The organism is Haliea sp. (assembly GCF_040222615.1).
Classification (GTDB): domain Bacteria; phylum Pseudomonadota; class Gammaproteobacteria; order Pseudomonadales; family Halieaceae; genus Haliea.
In genome coordinates this window covers 16,094-30,759 of record NZ_JAVKCQ010000013.1, presented here as the reverse complement: position 1 = coordinate 30,759, position 14,666 = coordinate 16,094, and the positions used below count along the sequence as shown (strand labels likewise).

Here is a 14,666-nt window from a genome sequence, read left to right as displayed (position 1 = left end):
GCGCAGCTGGCTGTCCACCAGCTGCCAGTATCCGGCTGCATCCCGGGTTGGATCGGCGGCAGCCAGCAACTGCTCGTTGGCTTCGTAAAGGTGCAGCAGACGGCGGTAGTCGCTGCTGTCCAGCTGCCGCCGCAGCGCCTCGCGCTGCCAGCGAAAATACTCCGCGGCAGAATCTGCATCCATGCTTCCGGAAACCGCCGACAGGCGAAACAAGTAATCATAGCGCGCGTCCAGTGCCTGCCAGTCGCCCAGGCTGCGATGAACCGCCAGCAGATTGCGCAGCAGCGGCAACTGGTTTTCGCTGTAGAGTCCTTCGTTCACGCGCAGCACATGCAACGCCCGCCGGTACAGCAGCTCTGCCTGCCCCGGCTCGCCGGCCTCGTACAGGTAACCTCCCAGTTCCATGAGCGGCTGGGCCAGGGCTGCGGCGTAGGGACCGTGCTCCTGCTCCAGCGCAAGCAGGCGCTCACGCTGAGAGGTTACCGCCAACTGCCCTTCAGCCCGCGGCAGCGACAACACCACGGGGGCCTCGTCAGGCCACTGCCGGTCCACACGCACGAAATGGCGCCCGTACGTATTCGCGGGTGCCGCCCAGGCGGGGTCTTGCAGCAACAGCGCCATCAGCGCAAAAGCGGCCAGCCGCCGCGGCTTCAGCCTTGGAATCACCACCTTCTCACCTCTTCCTGCCCCGAACCAGCGGGGCTACCGGGTAGAGTAGCTCCGCCGGTTAATGATATAACGACCACGGGCATACAGATACTGATGCCGCGACTGGGCAAACAGGGTGGGACCGCATGAAGCAGCTTGGTATCCTCGACTCCGCATTCATCAACATGGAACAGCCGAACACCCCCCAGCATGTGGGCTCGCTGGGTATCTATGACCCCTCGACCGCTGCGGGCGGCAAGGTTCGCTTCAAGCAGGTCATTGCCACCTTTGAACGCAGGCTTGCCAACCAGCCGCTGTTCAGGACCCGCCTGGTGCGTGTGCCCGGGGGACTGGACCGACCCTACTGGGTCAAGGATGCGCGTTTCGATGTCGAGTTCCACCTGCGCCATATTGCCCTGCCAAAGCCGGGAGACTGGCGCCAGCTGTGCATACAGGTCGCGCGCCTGCACTCTCGCCCGCTGGACATGGGCAGGCCGCTCTGGGAAGCCTGGATCATCGAAGGACTGGACCGGATGCCGGGACTGCCCGCGGGGAGCTTCGCTGTCTACACCAAGATCCATCACTCCCTGGTTGATGGCATGGCGGGAAACAGTATTGTCGCCCTGATTCATGATCTGGTCGCGGACCCGCAGGCGGAAGCGTTCGGGGACGATCCGCCAAAACTGGTTGATACACAACCCAGTATCGCCGAGCTGCTGGCGCGCGCTTCCATTAACGGCATCCGCAATGTGGCCGGCGTCGTCAGTGGGGGAATCAGCACATCGGCCCAGCTGGCGCGCTACCTCACGGCCGTAATGCGCAAGGAGATGCCGCCACCCGATATCAGCGCGCCGAAAACCCGGTTCAACCGGGCGGTTGGACCGCACCGGGTTTTCACCGCGGCCGAGTTCAGCCTGGAACGGGTCCGGGCAGTGAAGGACGCGGCCGGGGTCAAGGTCAACGACATCGCCCTCGCGGTCACCGGCGGTGCACTGCAGCGCTACCTGGCGGAACTGGGTGAGGCGCCGGGGGCGCCACTGGCGGCGACGATTCCCCTGAATATGCGCACCCGGCGCGACAGCAGTGAGGACAACAACCAGGTGGGGTCGGTCTTCACCTCGCTGCACACTGATATCCCGGAACCGGCGCAGAGGCTTCAGGCCATACACCTGAGTGCAATTGAGGCGCAACGCTCTGGTGAAGCCAGTCCGATGGTCGATGTCCTGAAACTTGCGGGAGTGTTCGCGCCCGCGCTGACCAGGCCGGTGCTGGGTTTCTGGGCGCGTAACCACCTGTCGAGCTACATGCCGGTCAACATCACCACCGTGGTCTCCAACGTTGCCGGGCCTGATTTCCCCCTCTACTGCGCCGGCGCCCGCCTGGTGGACTACTACGGCCTGGGTGTACTTACCCCCGGACTGGGCATCTTCCACATGTTTTTCAGCTATTGCGGCAAAGTGACCATCTCGGTGCTCGCCGACCGCGAGATGCTGCCCGAACCCGACCGCTACCAGTCCTGTCTGGAGGGCGCCTTTGCAGAGCTGGAGGCCGCGGTCCTGCCGCGGCCGCGCAGGCGCCGCAGGCAAAAAAAACCCGCCTGACGGCGGGTTCGAAATTTCAATCGGTCTGGACCTGAACGGGGCATTCCGGAGCAAGGCTGCCGGGATATCTCGTCGCATGGTCATACTCTAGGAAAAGAACTAATATATATCCAATGTATTTTTGTTATGTCAATTATGAATTGAAATCATATCAAACATGGATACCCAGAACCTCTATAGAGTTGACCTGAATCTGCTGGTTGCCCTGCAGGCCCTGCTGGAAGAACGCAGTGTCTCCCGTGCCGCGGAGCGCCTGCACATCACCCAGCCGGCCATGAGCAAAACTCTTGCCCGCCTCAGGGACCTGTTCGCTGACCCGCTGTTCACCCGCAGCAATCGCGGCATGCAACCGACACCGCGAGCCCAGGAACTGGCCACGGAGCTCGGGGTGGTACTCCACGATATCGCCAGACTGGTCACCGGCTCCCACTTCGACCCCTACACCTACAGCGGAGAAATCTCGCTTGCCCTGTCGGAATATATCGGCGTCGCGCTGCTTCCAAACCTGATCCAGCGCCTGCACCGGGACGCACCCAGACTGTCGATACGCACTATAACCCGGGCGGAAAACCAACTCGAACAGCTGGCCACAGGGAGTCTCGACTTCGCCATCCACATCGCCCAGGCCCACTATCCCGATGAATTCCGGACACAAGTGCTGGGAACCGCGCCATCGGGAATCCTGGTCCGGGAAGGTCACCCCCTGTGCAGGGGTGAGATCACTTGGGAGCGGCTGGCGCTGTACCCGGTGATCAGGGTCTATGTACCCGACCTGGAGCAGGCCGAGCTGGCACGCACCTCCGAGGCTTTCATGCGCGTGCGCCATCCGCAGCAGGGCTCGCTGGAGACCTCCCACCTGATGACCGCGATGGAGGTCCTGCGCAATACTGACTACTTCCTGCCGGGACCCGCCTATGTGCTGCAGAACTCCCATACCACCAACGGTATCGTCGCACTGCGGACACCTCCCGGGAGTGACTACACGCTCAAGTACATGCTGGTGGCGCACCGGCGCACCGGCCACTCGCCAATCCACTCCTGGCTGTGGGACCAGGTGCTGGACACCATCCGCGAAATGGCCGCAGAGAGCACAGCCACCCAGCACGTCCGTTATCCTGCTATCCTGCAGCCCCTGACCCTTCCCTGAACCGCAGCACTCCGGGCCAACCATGAGCAACAGCAAACGACGCGACATCCCGCATTACACGACGCCTTTGATTGAAACCCATTGCCACCTCGACTACCTGGACCAGGAGCAACTGACCCAGACCCTGGTCCGTTCCCGGGAGGTCGGCATAGAGCGGATCGTGACGATCGCGGTATCGGCGGCCAATCTCGACCGGGTTTTTGCCCTGACCCGGTTCGCGGACGACATCTGGGGCACCCAGGGCATTCACCCCCATGAAGCGGAGTGCTATGACAGCGCGGTGGCTGAGACGATCCGGGAGCGCGGTACAGATCCGCGCATCGTCGCCGTTGGCGAAATCGGCCTCGACTATTTCTACGACCACGCTGACCGGGCCGTGCAGCGCCGGGTATTCGCCGAACAGCTCGCGCTGGCGGTCGAGCTGGACCTGCCGGTAGTCATCCATACCCGGGAAGCGGACGATGATACCCGCGCCATCCTTGCGGAATTTGCCCCGAACCTGGCCCGCAAGGGGGTGATCCACAGCTTCACCTCCAGCCTTGAACTGGCGGAATTCTGCCTGGACAGGGGGTTCATGCTGGGATTCAACGGGATCACCACGTTCAATCGGGCGGACAACGTCCGCGCCGCCGTGGCGCTGACACCACTGGACCAGCTGGTACTGGAGACCGACTCCCCCTACTTGACCCCGGTGCCGTACAGGGGCCGCCCCAATGCCCCGTTCTACCTGCCCTTTGTGGCGGAGCGGGTAGCCGAGGTGAAGCAATTGCCGGTGGAAGACCTCCTCGCCGCGGCGCACCGCAACAGCCTGGCACTGTTTTTTGCCGATGAACCCGGCTGAGCGCCAGGAAAGTTGGCCCGGAAGCCTGAACCTGTCGGCAGTCGATGGTAAACTATGCGCCCTTTTTGCGCGGGCCGTGGTCCGCCACGATGACAGGACACTATGGATTATATAGTCGGCCAGCGCTGGGTCAGCCATGCGGATGCCCAGCTAGGGCTGGGGGTTATTGTTGAAGTAGAACCGCGGCGGGTCACTCTGAGCTTCCCCGCGGTGGGTGAGGAACGCACCTACGCAGCGGACAGCGCCCCCCTGACCCGGCTGAGATTCAAGGAGGGTGACCATATATCCACCTCCGACAACCGGGAGCTGGTCGTCACCCAGGTGGCGGAACGCGGTGGCCTGCTGCTCTATACCGGGATCGATCACCACGAGCAGTCCGCAACCATTTCCGAGCTGGACCTGGACGCCTTTGTCCAGATCACCACGCCCCAGCAGCGCCTGCTCAATGGCCATTTCGACAAAACCGGTGATTTCGCCCTGCGGGTTGCCACCCTGAACCAGCTCGACCGCCTGCAACGCTCCCCGGCCCGGGGCCTGATGGGGTCGCGCACCAGCCTGCTGCCCCACCAGGTATATATCGCCAATGAGGTCGGCCAGCGCCACGCACCCCGGGTCCTGCTCGCCGATGAGGTGGGTCTGGGCAAGACCATCGAAGCCGGGATGATCCTGCACCAGCAACTGTTGACCGGTCGTGCGACGCGGGTCCTGATCCTGGTGCCGCAGACCCTGCTGCACCAGTGGCTGGTAGAGATGCTGCGGCGTTTCAACTTGTATTTTTCCCTGTTCGATGAGGAGCGCCTGCAGGAGCTCTCGGGTGTAGATGAATTCGGCGATGAGGCACTGCCGGAGCTCTCGGAGTACAACCCCTTCGAGAGCGAGCAGCTGGTGCTGTGCAGCCTCGACCTGTTTCGCGAATACCCGGATCGCCAGCTGCAGGCCCTGGCCGCCACATGGGACCTGGTGGTGGTCGACGAGGCCCATCACCTGCACTGGTCAGCCGAGGCGCCGGGGGAGGACTACCTCTTTGTCGCCGCGCTGGCGCGCCAGAACCCGGGCCTGCTGCTGCTCACCGCAACACCTGAGCAGGTCGGCGTCGACAGCCATTTCGCCCGCCTGCAGCTGCTGGACCCGGAGCGGTTCCATTCGCTGGAGGCCTTCCGCGAAGAAGAGCAGCAGTACCGCCGCTGGAGCGAGATGGCGCAGCAACTCGAGCAGGGCGAGACACCCGCGGACCTGCCAGCGGGGCTGGACCCTTCCGCTCCCGCTGCAACCCTGATCGAGCAGATTCTCGACCGGCACGGGACCGGCCGCGTCATGTTCCGCAACACCCGTGCGGCCATCAGCGGCTTCCCCCTGCGGGTCATGCACCGCCACCCGCTCCCCTCGCCCGACGCCTACAGTCACGCCAACAGTGATGTACTGGAGGCGCTGCACCCTGAGTCACCCTATCACGACGACAGCTGGCTGAGCTTCGACCCCCGGGTGGCGTGGCTGGAGCAGACCCTGAAGCGCCTGCGTCCGGAGAAAGTGCTGGTGATCTGCGCGCGCGCGGCCACCGCGGTGATGCTGGAGCACTACCTGCACCTGCGCGCCGGTATCCGCTCCGCAGCCTTTTACGAAGGGCTTTCCATCATCGAACGGGACCGCGCCGCCGCCTACTTCGCCGATGATGTAGCCGGGGCCCAGACCCTGGTCTGCTCGGAGATCGGCAGCGAGGGCCGCAACTTTCAGTTCGCCCACCACCTGGTCCTGTTCGATCTGCCGCTGAACCCGGACTTGCTGGAGCAGCGTATCGGACGTCTCGACCGTATCGGCCAGACCGAAGATGTACAGATCCATGTCCCCTATATCCAGGGCAGCGCGCAGGAGACTCTGCTGGACTGGTATGACCGCGGCCTCGACCTGTTCCGGGAAAGCTGCTCTGCGGGCACCCTCATATTTACTCGCTTCGAAGAGCGCCTGCTGCCGCAGCTGCGCCGGCGCACCGCGGATTTCGATGAACTGCTGGTCGACACCGCTGCCTTCACCCTGGACACCCGGCGCGAACTGCGCGAGGGGCGCGACCGCCTGCTCGAGCGCAACTCGTGCAAACCTGAGGTCGCGGCGACGGTGATCGCTGAAATCGAGGCCAACGAGGACAGCGGCACGCTGCAACGCTACCTGGAGTCGCTCTGCGAAGCCTACGGGGTGGAGCACGAACATCACTCCGAGCAGACCCTGATCCTGCGCCCGACGGAGCATATGCTCACCGGCCATTTCCCCGGGCTGCAGGAAGAAGGCACCACTGTCACCTTCTCCCGCGACAAAGCCCTGGCCCGGGAGGACCTGGCATTCCTGACCTGGGAACACCCCATGCTGGTGGAAGCCATGGACATGGTGCGCTCCACGGAACTGGGCAACGCTTCCCTGGGTACCATCAAGCTCAAGGGCATCGCTCCCGGCACCATGTTGCTCGAGAGCATCTTCACCATCAACTGCATCGGCCCGCGGGACCTGCAGCTGGAGCGTTTCCTGCCGCTGTCACCCCTGCGCCTGCTGGTGGATGCGCGCGGCAAGGACCTCGCGGGGCTGGTACCCCACGAGCGGCTCAACGGCCTGGTGGAACGGATCAACAAGAACACCGCACTGGCGATCATCAAGCAGGTACACAGCGAGGTGGACACCAAGATGGCCCTGGCCACGAAACTGGCGGAGGCCAGGCTGGCACCCACCCTGGCGGACGCGGAGGCGCGGATGCGCGAGGATCTCGGCGCCGAACGGGAGCGGCTGCAGGCGCTGCGGGCCGTCAATCCCTCCATCCGCCAGGAGGAGCTGGATCACCTTGACTACCGGATCGAGGAGTGCGCCGTACACATCCGCCACGCCAGCCTGCAGCTGCAGGCCCTGCGCCTGATCATCACTACCTGAAGACAATCAACCTACTGCGAGAAAAGGTCTCTCCCATCATGACAATCTTCCATCGCCTGGCCTCCGGGCTGATCCTGACACTGCTGGCTGCAGCTGCCGGCGCCGACTACCTCGAAACCAGTCACACTTTCCGGGCACAGCCCGCCAGCACGGCCGACACCCTGGTGGTACTGGTACCGCTCAACAATACCGGCGTCCTGCCGGGCTGGGGCGAGGATACCCGCAGCCATGTCAGCCGCGCCCTCGCCGCCCAGGGCTTCGACGGCACCATGGCCCAGCAGCAGGAGATCCTGGCGCCGGCGGGGCTGCCGGTGGATCGCCTGATCGCCATCGGCCTCGGAGAGCCCGCCGAACTGGCGCGCGCGGATGCGGAGATGCTGGGCGCGAACCTGGCCAATCACCTGAACCTGGGCAACGCCCAGACCGTGCGGGTGCACTCGGGCCTGGTTTCCGATCCGGCGCTGAACACGGCTATTGTCACCGCGATGGCCCATGGGACCGACCTGGTCAACTATCGCTTTGATCGCCTCAAGACCCAGTCCGAGCCGCGGCCGGCACAGGTTTTCGAGTGGCTGGTGGCGGCACCTGAAGCGGCCGAGGAAAACTGGCAGCCGCTGCAGGCCCTGGCACAGGGTGTCTTCACGGCCCGGGAGCTGACCAACCTGTCCGCCAGCGACGGCAACCCCGCCGCCTTCGCCGCATACGTGCGCAAGCGCCTGCAACCGCTCGGCGTCAAGGTGACCGTACTGGGTCCGCAGCAGGTGTTGAAAGCCGGCATGGGCGCCCTCTACGGCGTCAGCAAGGGCAGCCAGCATGGGGCTCACCTGCTTGTCGCCCACTGGCGCGGCAGCGATGACGCAGCTATCGCCCTGGTTGGCAAGGGCATCACCTTCGACAGTGGCGGTTACAACCTGAAGACCGACGCCGCATCCATTCTCGCCATGACCGGCGACAAGGCCGGCGCCGCCGCGGTGGCGGGCACCCTGGAGGCCCTGGCCCGGCAGAAGGCGGCGATCAATGTCGTCGGCATCATGCCGCTGGCGCAGAACGCCATTTCCGGGACTGCCCAACTGCCGGGGGATGTGGTGACCGCTGGCAACGGCATGACGATTGAAGTCGTCAATACCGATGCCGAGGGCCGGCTGGTGCTGGCGGACGGCATCTGGTACGCACGCGAGCACTTCCAGCCACGTGTCGTCGCCGATATCGCCACCCTGACCGGCTCCAAAGTGCGCGCCCTGGGGCGCGACTACGCGGCAGTGTTCAGCGAGGACGAGAGACTCATCGACACCCTGGAGGTCGCGGGAGAGCTGACCCGAGAGCGGGTCTGGCAGCTGCCGCTCAAACCCTATGAAAAAATCATCGACAGCCAGGTAGCCGACATGAAAAACGCCGGCGAACCGGGCGCACAGGCCGGCGCAATCTTCCTCCAACGCTTCGCCGGCGACACCCCCTGGGTGCACATCGACATGGCCGGCAATGGCCGCTATGACGCCGCCAGTCTGCCCCCCCTGGTCGGCGCCACCGGTTACGGTGTGCGCCTGCTGACCGAGTGGGTGAAACTGTACTCAGCGGACCAGGGCTAGACCCTCAGGCCTCCGCGACCATGCCGCCGTCCAGCACCAGCACATGGCCCGTCACCCAGGCAGAGGCCCTGGAACTCAGGTAAATCGCGGTGCCGGCGGCGTCTTCCGGGGAGCCCATGCGGCTGATCGGGAAGGCCTTGGCGATCTCGTCCTCGTGTCCCGCCATGTGCGCGGTCATCTTGCTGGGGAACAGGCCCGGGGCAATGGCGTTGACGTTCACCTGCTCCCGCGCCAGTTCGGCACCCATGTGCCGGGTTAGCTGGTGCACCGCGGCCTTGCTCGCGCAGTAGCCGTAGTTCTGCATATGGCTGTTGGTAATACCGTTCACTGAACCGATATTGATCACCCGTGCAGGATCCGCGACCGTGCCCGCGGCCCGCAGCGAAGGCAGCAGCTGCTGGGTGAGGAAGAAGATCGACTTGACGTTGAGATCCATGACCTTGTCCCAGCCGCTCTCGGGAAACTCATCAATACTCGCACCCCAGGTCGCCCCGGCGTTATTGACCAAAATGTGCAGCGCCGGTTCACGCTTGCGGATCTCGGCGGCAAACCGGTTGACGCCCTCCACGGTCGACAGATCCGAGGCCAGGGCAATACACTCGCCCTGCTGCGCGAGCCCGGCGGCGGTTGCCTGCAGTTCATCCTCGCGCCGCGCCGTAATATAGGTGCGCACGCCGTTGGCCACAAAGCCCTCGGCAATCATTGCACCAATGCCACGGGACCCCCCCGTCACCACTGCAACCTTGCCACTGACATCAAACAGGTTTTTCATTGTAATCCTCCGGTTATTAGAGATTGATCAGCAGGTTTTTTTGCGCATCCATCAGCGCGCTACCACTCCGGCGGCGCGCAGTGCCTTCAGCACCTCACCGCGGGTATCTGCCGGGTCAATCACGGCGTCGATTTCCAGGAAGGAAGCCGCCTCAGTCGCTTTCCCCGACTCGTACAGGCGTGCCACGAGTTGCTCGAACAGCGCCTCGCGTTCGCCGGGATCGGCTATCGCTTCCAGCTCCTTGCGGTACCCGAGCCTGACCGCGCCCTCCAAACCCATACCGCCGAACTCGCCGGTCGGCCAGGACGCCGAATACACCGGGGCCATGAAACTGCCGCCAGTCATGGCCATCGCGCCAAGGCCGTAGCCCTTGCGCAGAAAAATGGCCACCACCGGTACGCTGAGGCTGGCGCCGGTCAGGAACAGGGCGGACATGCGGCGCACCGCGGCTTCCTGCTCGCTGGCCGGGCCCACCATAAAGCCGGGGGTATCAGTCAGGGACAGTACCGGCAGGCCAAAGGCATTGCACAGCTGCAGGAAGCGGGCGGCCTTCTCCGCGGACTCGGCATCCACGGCCCCCCCCAGCTGCTGGCAATCGTTGGCGATCAAGGCTACCGGCAGGCCCTCGAGGCGGACAAAGCCGGTGATGATGCTGCGGCCATAGACGCGGCGCAATTCGAGGAAAGAGCCGCTGTCGGCAATGATCTCGATCACCTTGCGCACCGGGTAGGCCCAGCGCCGGTCCGCGGGGATCAGATCGCGCAGCGGAAGCTGATCGCCACAGTCCCAGTCGGCGACCGGCCCCTGAAAGTAGCCGAGCAACTGGCGCGCCAGCGCCGTTGCCTGGGCTTCATCCTCCGCGGCGATGTCGACCACGCCGTTCTTCAGCTGTACCTCGATGGGGCCGATGGCCTTCGCCTCGACCTTGCCCAGGCCGCCACCTTCAATCATGGCCGGACCGGCCATGCCGATCCAGGAACTGCGGGTGGCGATGGTGAAGTCGGCGCAACCAAACAGGGCCGCATTGCCGGCGAAACAGTAGCCGTTGTTGACCGCAATACGCGGGACCTTGCCCGCGAGCCTGGCCCAGGTCCGGAAAGAATGCAGATGCAGGCCGGCGATCTGGGTCAGGACATCGGTGTCGCCGGGGCGTCCACCGCCACCTTCGGTATACATGACCATCGGCAGGCGGTGCTGCTCTGCAAGTTCGCAGATGCGGTCCAGCTTGCCGTGGTGGAAAAAGCCCTGGGTTCCCGCAAGTACCGCGTAGTCGTTGACGATAACGGCAGCCCGCGCCGCGGCGCTACCGATACGATCCGCGTTGATGGTTGCCGTGCCGGTGATGATGCCGTCGGCTGCGGTGCTGGACTGCAGCTCCTGATACTCGCGGCGGCTGCGCTGGGCCGCCACCGCGAGCTGGCCGTATTCCTGGAAGCTGTCCGGGTCTACCAGATCTGCCAGGTTCTCCCGCGCGGTGCGGTAGCCGGCCGCATGGCGACGCTGCCGGGCCCCGGCACGACCCTCATCCAGAGTACGCAGCAATCTGCCCCGCAGGGCCTGCAGCTCCGGGCGCGGGCTGTCATCCAAGACGGCGCGCTCGCTGGGGGGCCGGCAGCGCCATTCAGTCCTGCTGTTTCTGCTGCTTGCCGCGGGCGGTCACCGCCTGTCGCTGGGCGGCGATATCTTCGCCCGAGACCCGGCTGTTGGCATGTGTAATGACCTGCTTTTCCATCGCCAGACCGGCACCCAGGGTCATTTCCAGGCCATCGTTGACCAGCGCCTTGTAGGCCTTGACCGTCCAGGGTACGCAGCTGGCAATATCCTCCGCCAGCTGGCGACAAGCACCCGCCAGGGCATCCGGCTCCACTACCCGGCTGACCAGCCCCCAGGCATCCGCCTGCTGGGCACTGATGAAGTTGCCGCTGAAGTGGGCCTCCCGGGCACGGCTGTGGCCGATTATCCGCGCCAGCTTCTGGGACAGGCCCCAGCCCGGCGCCAGCCCCACCCGGCAGTGAGTGTCGGCAAAACGCGCCTCGGAAGAGGCGATGAGAATGTCCCCCATGAGGGCCAATTCAAATCCACCGGTGGCAGCGACCCCGTTGATGCCCATGATAATGGGCCGGTCGAAGGCGCGCAGCGCGGCGTAGATATCGTTATCACCGTGGATCGCAAAAGCGCCCAACCCCTGCGGATGGCTGCTGAGCGCTTTCAGGTCCAGCCCGGCGCAGAATGCCCGGCCCTTCCCGGTCAGGATAACGGCGCGGACTTCATTGTCCTTCTGCAACTCGCGAAACGCGGTACAGAGGTCGCTGAGCAGTGTTGGCGACAGGGCGTTCATCGCCTCGGGGCGATTGAGAGTAAGCGTGACGACCGCGCCATCCCGCTCCAACAGCAGTTCAGCCTCTGCCATGTGCGGCGCTCCTATTTACCCTGCCACTGGGGGGCGCGTTTCTCCGTAAAGGCCGCCACGCCCTCGCGGGCATCGGCGCTGGCAATACAGATTGCCTGTAAACGCGCCTCCTCGGAAATGGTGTCGGCCACTCCCTGCTCAATGGCGAAATTGAGCGCCGCCTTGGCGTGACGCAGGGCCAGGGGTGCCTTGCCCGCCAGCTCCTGCGCCCACTGCAGTGCCTCGTCCAGCAGTGACTCGGCGGGCACCACCCGGTTGCAAAGGCCCAGCTCCCGACAGCGCTCCGCCGGCAGTTTTTCGCCGGATACAATCAGCTCATAGGCACGTTTGCGGCCCAGGGTGCGTACCAGATGCCAGGTGGCGCCGCCATCGGGCACCAGACTGATTGCGGCGAAGGCCTGATAGACGTAGGCGTTCTCGGCCATCAGGGTGAGATCACAGACCATGGCAAAGGAGCTGCCAACACCCGCCGCCGCGCCATTGACCGCGCTTATCCAGGGCTTGGGTGCCTCGGCAATGGCCATCAGGATTGGCTTGTACTCGGTGTTCAGCTGTTTTTCGACGTCGAAATCATCGCCCGCCACTTCCGACAGGTCGGCACCGGCGCAGAAAGCGCGCCCCGCACCGGCCAGGACCCCGACACGAATGGCGGCGTCATCGTTGACTTCCTGCACTGCCTGCAGCAAGTCACGCCGCAGCGCGGCATTGAATGCGTTGAGGCTGTCGGGGCGATTCAGGGTCACCAGGGCAACCTGTCCGTGCCGGGTTACCGTGACTGTTTCATAGTTGGCCATTTGGACTCCTCGTAATTGATGCTGCCGCTGTCAACCCAGGGTACCCGAGTCACGCAGCTTTCTGATTTCGCTCTCCGCAAAACCCATCGCCGCCAGCGTTTCCTCGGTGTCCTCACCGAGACTGTGGGGACCGTGGGCAACCTGCGACGGTGTCCGACTGAAGCGCGGCGCCGGCGCCGGCTGGGTCACCCCTTCCAGTTCAATGTAGGTGTTGCGGGCCACGTTGGCCGGGTGCTTTGGCGCGTCCACGAATGACAGCACCGGGGCAAAACAGACATCCGTGCCCTCCATGATCTCGCACCACTCCGCCTGGGTCTTGCGCTTGAAAACCGCCGCCAGCTTGTCCGTAAGTTCCGGCCACTGGGAGGAATCATTCTGGTTGCCGAATTCGTCTTCCGGCAGTTCCGCCAACTGCTTGAGCAGCGCGTAGAACTGGGGCTCGATCGAACCCACCGAGATGTACTCCCCGTCTGCACACTCATAGGTATCGTAGAAATGCGCCGCCCCATCCAGCAGGTTGGCCCCGCGCTGGCTGGCATCCCAACCGCCGATGGCCTGGAAGCCGTGGAACATCCACATCAACTGGGCAGCGCCGTCGACCATCGCCACGTCGATGACCTGGCCCTTGCCGGAGTTTGCGGTTTCCAGCAACGCCGCCAGCACGCCGTTGACCAGCAGCATGCCGCCGCCGCCCATGTCGCCCACCAGATTGAGCGGCGGCACGGGTTTCTGCCCTTTGCGACCGGTGGCAAACAGCGCCCCGGTAAGGGAAATATAGTTGATATCGTGTCCGGCAGCGTGCGCCAGCGGCCCTTCCTGGCCCCAGCCGGTCATGCGCGCGAATACCAGCCGCGGATTGCGCCGCAGGCAGATCTCTGGGCCGATGCCCAGCTTCTCGCAGACACCGGGACGATAGGGATCGATCAAGACATCCGCGTTCTCGACCATCCGCAGCAGGGTCTCCACCCCTTCAGGCTGCTTCAGGTTGAGGACCACGGACTTCTTGCCGCGGGCGCTGACGTCGCGCGTCTGCTTGAGGTCGGTGCCGTTGGCTCGCTCGATGCGGATAACTTCCGCGCCCATGTCTGCAAGTATCATCCCGCCCATGGGCGCGGGACCGATGCCCGCAAGCTCGATCACGGTGAAGCCGTTCAGTGGACCCATGACAGAGTCCCCTTAGCGCGGCTGCATGCGAATGGCGCCGTCGAGACGGATGCACTCGCCATTCACGTAGTCGTTTTCGGCGATAAAGACCGACAGGTGGGCAATTTCCTCGGGCTTGCCCAGACGACGCGGGTAACACACGCTGCTCTCCAGGGACTTGTAGGCTTCCTCCGGCAACAACTCGAACAAGGGCGTGTGGATCAGGCCCGGCACGATGGTGTTGACCCGGATGCCGTAGCTCGCCAGGTCACGGGCCATGGGCAGGGTCATGCCAACAATGCCGCCCTTGCTGGCGCTGTAGGCCAGCTGGCCGACCTGGCCCTCCATGGCGGCAATCGATGCCGTATTGATAATTACACCGCGGCCGCTATCGTTGTTGATCGGTTCGTTCTTCGCCATCTGCTCGGCGGCGTAGCGCGCCACGTTGAAGGTTCCGACCAGGTTCACATTGATGATCGGCATGAACTGGTCCAGCGGGAACGGTCCATTCTTGCCCAGGGTCTTGCAGGCGCTGCCAATACCGGCGTAGTTGTTACAGATGTGCACGGCGCCGAATTTCTCCACCACCCCCGCGACCGCTTCACGAACCACGTTCTCATCCGCCACGTTGACGCTCCAGAAGCCGACCTTGTCGGCGCCGAGGCGATCGATAAGCTCTTGGGCGTTGGCTTCGTTGAGATCAAAGATGGCCACTTTGGCGCCTTTGGCGACATAGGCCTCGACGGTGGCGCGGCCAAGCCCGGAGGCTCCACCGGTTATGATGGCTACTTTTCCTGCGAGTTCCATGCTGTGCTCC

At 64.3% G+C, this 14,666-nt stretch carries 11 protein-coding genes and 1 pseudogene; 5 read left to right on the top strand and 7 right to left on the bottom strand.

What is annotated here, in order from left to right; all coding sequences use genetic code 11:
• Positions 1-666: pseudogene (locus tag RJQ10_RS00960) on the bottom strand (hypothetical protein); the annotation flags it as partial.
• A gap of 128 nt (positions 667-794) precedes the next feature.
• Here RJQ10_RS00960 and RJQ10_RS00955 point away from each other — a divergent pair.
• The 5 genes from RJQ10_RS00955 (at position 795) to RJQ10_RS00935 (ending at position 8,730) form a co-directional block, all read left to right on the top strand.
• Complete coding sequence (locus RJQ10_RS00955) at positions 795-2,249, top strand: WS/DGAT/MGAT family O-acyltransferase (protein ID WP_350142699.1); 1,455 nt, start codon at positions 795-797, stop codon at positions 2,247-2,249.
• Positions 2,250-2,406: 157 nt separating this feature from the next.
• Positions 2,407-3,396 carry a LysR family transcriptional regulator gene (locus RJQ10_RS00950; protein ID WP_350142697.1) on the top strand — a complete coding sequence of 330 codons (990 nt, stop codon included), beginning with the start codon at positions 2,407-2,409 and terminating at the stop codon, positions 3,394-3,396.
• Positions 3,397-3,418: 22 nt separating this feature from the next.
• Positions 3,419-4,237: a TatD family hydrolase gene (locus RJQ10_RS00945; RefSeq protein WP_350142695.1), complete on the top strand. Its 819-nt coding sequence runs from the start codon at positions 3,419-3,421 to the stop codon at positions 4,235-4,237.
• Between the two features lie 102 nt (positions 4,238-4,339).
• Positions 4,340-7,144: an RNA polymerase-associated protein RapA gene (gene rapA / locus RJQ10_RS00940; protein ID WP_350142693.1), complete on the top strand. Its 2,805-nt coding sequence runs from the start codon at positions 4,340-4,342 to the stop codon at positions 7,142-7,144.
• A 38-nt stretch (positions 7,145-7,182) separates the two neighbouring features.
• On the top strand, positions 7,183-8,730 hold the full coding sequence (locus RJQ10_RS00935; protein ID WP_350142691.1) for a leucyl aminopeptidase family protein: 1,548 nt from the start codon (positions 7,183-7,185) through the stop codon (positions 8,728-8,730).
• A 4-nt stretch (positions 8,731-8,734) separates the two neighbouring features.
• On the opposite strand, the gene RJQ10_RS00930 is transcribed toward RJQ10_RS00935, so the two are convergent.
• Genes RJQ10_RS00930 through RJQ10_RS00905 form a run of 6 tightly spaced genes read right to left on the bottom strand, consistent with a single transcriptional unit; the run spans position 8,735 to position 14,656 of the window.
• Positions 8,735-9,502, bottom strand: a complete 768-nt coding sequence (locus RJQ10_RS00930; protein ID WP_350142689.1) for an SDR family NAD(P)-dependent oxidoreductase — start codon at positions 9,500-9,502, stop codon at positions 8,735-8,737.
• 51 nt (positions 9,503-9,553) lie between these two features.
• The gene (locus tag RJQ10_RS00925; protein ID WP_350142687.1) at positions 9,554-11,089 is read right to left on the bottom strand and encodes an acyl-CoA carboxylase subunit beta; all 1,536 of its coding nucleotides are present in this window, start codon (positions 11,087-11,089) and stop codon (positions 9,554-9,556) included.
• A 34-nt stretch (positions 11,090-11,123) separates the two neighbouring features.
• Positions 11,124-11,912, bottom strand: a complete 789-nt coding sequence (locus RJQ10_RS00920) for an enoyl-CoA hydratase (protein WP_350142685.1) — start codon at positions 11,910-11,912, stop codon at positions 11,124-11,126.
• An 11-nt stretch (positions 11,913-11,923) separates the two neighbouring features.
• Positions 11,924-12,706, bottom strand: a complete 783-nt coding sequence (locus tag RJQ10_RS00915) for an enoyl-CoA hydratase/isomerase family protein (RefSeq protein ID WP_350142683.1) — start codon at positions 12,704-12,706, stop codon at positions 11,924-11,926.
• A 30-nt stretch (positions 12,707-12,736) separates the two neighbouring features.
• Positions 12,737-13,870: a CaiB/BaiF CoA transferase family protein gene (locus RJQ10_RS00910; protein ID WP_350142681.1), complete on the bottom strand. Its 1,134-nt coding sequence runs from the start codon at positions 13,868-13,870 to the stop codon at positions 12,737-12,739.
• A gap of 12 nt (positions 13,871-13,882) precedes the next feature.
• Positions 13,883-14,656, bottom strand: coding sequence for an SDR family NAD(P)-dependent oxidoreductase (locus RJQ10_RS00905; RefSeq protein ID WP_350142679.1), 774 nt, complete (start codon positions 14,654-14,656; stop codon positions 13,883-13,885).
• Between the last annotated feature and the right edge of the window lie 10 nt (positions 14,657-14,666).